General features: G+C 65.9%; 2 protein-coding genes. Both read left to right on the top strand.

The annotated features are described in order from the left end of the window. Positions 1–1,728 (top strand): efflux RND transporter permease subunit (locus tag V5A20_RS13375; protein ID WP_332316982.1); only part of this gene is annotated, 1,728 nt, incomplete at its 5' end. 228 nt (positions 1,729–1,956) lie between these two features. Beyond that, complete coding sequence (locus tag V5A20_RS13380; RefSeq protein ID WP_332327565.1) at positions 1,957–4,110, top strand: PAS domain-containing protein; 2,154 nt, start codon at positions 1,957–1,959, stop codon at positions 4,108–4,110. Positions 4,111–4,163 lie beyond the last annotated feature (53 nt).

Below are 4,163 nucleotides of genomic sequence, written 5' to 3' on the forward strand. Positions count from 1 at the left end.
ACGCCCACCCTCGCGGTTCGCACGCTCAACCGAGTGCGGCGGTGGGTGGCCGCGCAGCTTTGGACCTTCGTTCGGGGCCCCCTCACCACCGGCCTTCGCTTCGCCACGCGCCACTACGGCGTGACCCTCGTGGCGGGCGTGTCGGTGCTCTTCGTGTCCTTCGCCTTCGTCGGCAACGGGTACATCGGCTTCTCCTTCTTTCCGAGCGTGCAGGGCAAGCTCGTGACGGCCCAGTTGGAGATGCCGGTGGGCACCACGCCGGAGGCCACCGAGCGCATGACGGCCCGCCTGCAGGAGACGGGGTACGACGCCATCGAGGAGCTCGAAGAGGAGGCGGGGCAAGACCTTGTCGAAAACGCATACGTGACCGTCGGCCAGCAGCCACAGGCCAACAGCGACCCCGGTGCGGGAGGCTTTACCGCCACGCAGGCCAACGTGGCCGAGGTGAGCTTCGAGATGATCGATCCGGAAGACCGAGACATCACGTCCGCGCAGTTCGAAGAGCGATGGCGGGCGAAGACCGGCCGCGTGCCCAACGTCCGGTCCCTCGTCTTCACCGCCGACGTGGTGTCGGTCGGCAAGCCGGTGTCCGTCGAGGTGTCGGCCCCCACCGAGGAGAAGCTCGACCGGACCGTGGGCGCCGTACAGGACTCGCTGGTCCGCTTCGGCGGCGTGTTCGACATCCAGTCGGACCAGGATCAGGGGAAGCGGGAGCTGGAACTGGCCCTCAAGCCGGGCGCCCGCTCGCTCGGCCTCTCGCTCAGCGACCTGGCCGGCCAGGTCCGCGCGGCCTTCTTTGGCCTGGAGTCCTACCGCCTGCAGCGCGGACAGAACGAGGTGCGCGTCTACGCCCGCCTCCCCAACGACCAGCGCAATTCCATCGAGGACCTGAACGACTACCGCATCCGGACGGCCGCGGGGGCCCAGGTGCCCCTAGAGGAGGTGGCGGACGTGTCGTTCGGCTACAGTCCCTCCCAGATCAACCGTCAGGATGGACGCCGGGTGGTGACGGTCACGGCCGACGTTGATCCAGGCGTCACGACCGGGAACGCGGTCAAGTCGAGCCTACAGTCCGGTGTGCTCCCAAACATTCAGCGCGCGGTGCCCGGGGCCACCTTTACCTTCGGCGGCCAGCAGCGGCAGCAGCGGAAGGCACAGAGTTCACTCATCATCGGCTTCCTGCTCGCCCTGTTCGCCATCTACGCCCTGCTGGCCATTCCCTTTCGGTCGTACCTGCAGCCGCTCGTCATCATGAGCACCATTCCGTTCGGGTGGATCGGGGCCCTTCTGGGCCATCTGGTGCTCGACATCCAGCTCGGCCTGCTCAGCGTCTTCGGCATCGTCGGGCTCAGCGGCGTCATCGTGAACGACGCCCTCGTGATGCTCGACTTTGCGAACGAGGAACGGGCCAAGGGCCGCGACTGGCCCGACGCGCTGGTGCGGGCCGGGCAGATGCGCTTCCGCCCCATCCTGCTTACGTCGCTGACCACATTTCTCGGCCTCTTTCCCATCATCATCGAGCAGAGCGTGCAGGCCCAGTTTCTGATTCCCATGGCCGTAAGCCTGGGGGTCGGGATCGTCTTCGGCACCGCCGTCCTCATGATGATTGTCCCCTCGATTGCCATGCTACAGGACCGCGCCGTCGGGTGGGCACAAACCGCCCTGCTCGGCTACGACGAGCCGGCGAAACACTTCGGCCCGTACGAGGAGCGGTCCGCCGACCGCTAATCCCCACGGGCCACATGTGGAAAATGCTTCCACCTGCGGGCGCCAGGCGGGGCTGCCCTCGACGCCTCCTTCCGGCGGCTCATCCGCCGTCGTCTGCGAGCGCCGGGCCGGCACACCTGAATCATACAGGGGCCGGCTGGGGACTCCGGGATGGTATGATCATTGTGGATTCTGCGGGCAGACGTTGAGCATGCTTCTGCCTCACCCCCCCCTGGCTCTCCGGCGTCCATGATGTCCCCCACCGCACAGAACCTTGACGACGACGCGGCGCTGCGGCGCAGCACCGTTCTTGAGCGTGTGAGCGAGGGCGTCGTGGCCCTCGATACGGACCTCCGGTACACCTACGTCAACGAGCGGGCCGAGCAGATTCTGGACGCCCCCCGGAGTCAGCTGATGGGGCAGTACATATGGGACGCCTTTCCGGAGTCGCAGGGAACCGTCGCGCAGGACGCCATCGACGAGGCCATGGCGACCCAGACCCAGCAGTCCTTCGAGCGATACGACTCGGCCCTGGAGCGATGGTTTGAGGTGCGCGTCTACCCCGACGAAAGCGGGCTGTCCCTCTACTTTACCGACATCACGGACCGGAAGGCTTCCGAACAGGAGCTTGCACAGAAAAACCGCCAACTCAGTGCGCTGGTTGCGAACACCGCGCAGGCCGTGTACCTAAAGGATCGTGCGGGGCGCTATCAATTTATGAACGAGGCGGCCGCCAGCCTTTTCGGGCTTGCCCCTGAGGACGCCGTTGGGAAGCGGGCCGAGGACCTCTTCGATTCGGAGAGCGCGGCCCAGATCCGCCGGATCGACGAGCAGGTCCTCGCCGACGAGACGGCGGACTCCTACGAGGCGACCCGATTTATCGACGGCAACGAGCACGTCTTTCTTGACAACAAGTATCCGTACCGCGACGAGGACGGCACAGTCGTGGGCATCATGGGCATCAGCCGCGAGATTACCGAGCGCAAGCGGCGACAGAACACCCTGGAGAAAAGCCGCCAACGGCTGAAGTCGCTGTTCGACGACCTCCCCGACTCCGTCGTGATCCACGACGCGGAGGGCAACATCCTGGACGTGAACCGCCAAACCGTCGAGGACCTCGGCTACACGCGCAGGGAGCTTTTGTCGATGAACGTGTCCGACTTCGAAGTCGGCCTGGCCAAAGCGGAACTGCGAACCACCTGGCGGACCATGGAGGTGGGCGATCGGGCAAAGAAGCGCGGCCGACACCGCCGCAAGGACGGCTCCACATTTCCGATCAAAGTGTGGGTCGATAAGACGGAGATCGCAGGCGAGACGCACTTCATCGCTCTCAGCCGAGACGTGACGGAGCCGCTGCGAAAAGAGCAGCAGCTCGAGGCGCTCACCGAGGAGTACCGTGCACTTTTGGAGAATGCGGACGACGCCATTTTCTTCGTCGACGTGGAGCCGACGGACTCGGGGCCTGAGTTCCGATTCGAACGGCTCAATCCGTACCACGAGGCCGCGACGGGGCTCGACTCGGACTCCGTTCAGGGGAAAACGCCCCGGGAGGTTCTCGGGCCGGACCTCGGGGCCGAGCTCGAGGCGAACTATCGCCGCTGCGTGGAGGCCCGGGCGCCCATCTCCTACCAGGAAGAGCTCGAGATGCCCGCGGGGACGCGCACTTGGCAGACGAAGCTTGCGCCCGTTACGGTTGATGGCGCGGTTACTCGCATCGTCGGCATCGCCCGCGACGTGACCGCACAGGTGCGCCGGGAGGCCGAGCTGCGCCGCAAGAACGAGCGGCTCGACGAGTTTGCGGGGATTGTGGCCCACGACCTCCGCAACCCGCTCAACATCGCGCAGATGCGCACCACCCTCTCCGTCGAAGACCCGTCCTACGAATCCCTCCACCGCGAGAAGGTACTGGAGGCGCTTGACCGGATGGAGGCCATCATTACCGACACGCTGGTCCTCGCCCGGCGGGGCAACGAGGTCGAGTCCCTTGAGCCCATCTCGGTGACGGACCTCACGGCGCAGTGCTGGGACATGGTCGAGGCCGACGCGGCGTCTCTGGTCGTCGAGGACGATTGCACGATCGAGGGAGACCCGGATCGACTCCGGCACGTCTTTGAGAACCTCTTCCGAAACGCCGTGGAGCACAGCGAGGGGGACGTCACGGTGCGGGTCGGGCGTGCCGGCGAGTCGGTCTTGTACGTCGAGGACGACGGGCCTGGCATTCCGCCGGCCGACCGAGAAGCGGTGTTCAAGCCGGGGGAGACCTCGCAGGAAGGAGGCACCGGGTTTGGCCTTTCAATCGTGAAGCGCATCGCCGAGGCACACGGGTGGACGGTCCGCCTCACGGAGGCGTCCAGCGGGGGCGCACGGTTCGAGTTTTCGGGCGTTGAGGTCCTCTCGTCGTAGCCTGCGGGGCCCACACGGCCTTCATCGTGCATTCTAAGTAGACACGCAAAAGA

Source organism: Salinibacter sp., assembly GCF_036626415.1.
Classification (GTDB): domain Bacteria; phylum Bacteroidota; class Rhodothermia; order Rhodothermales; family Salinibacteraceae; genus Salinibacter.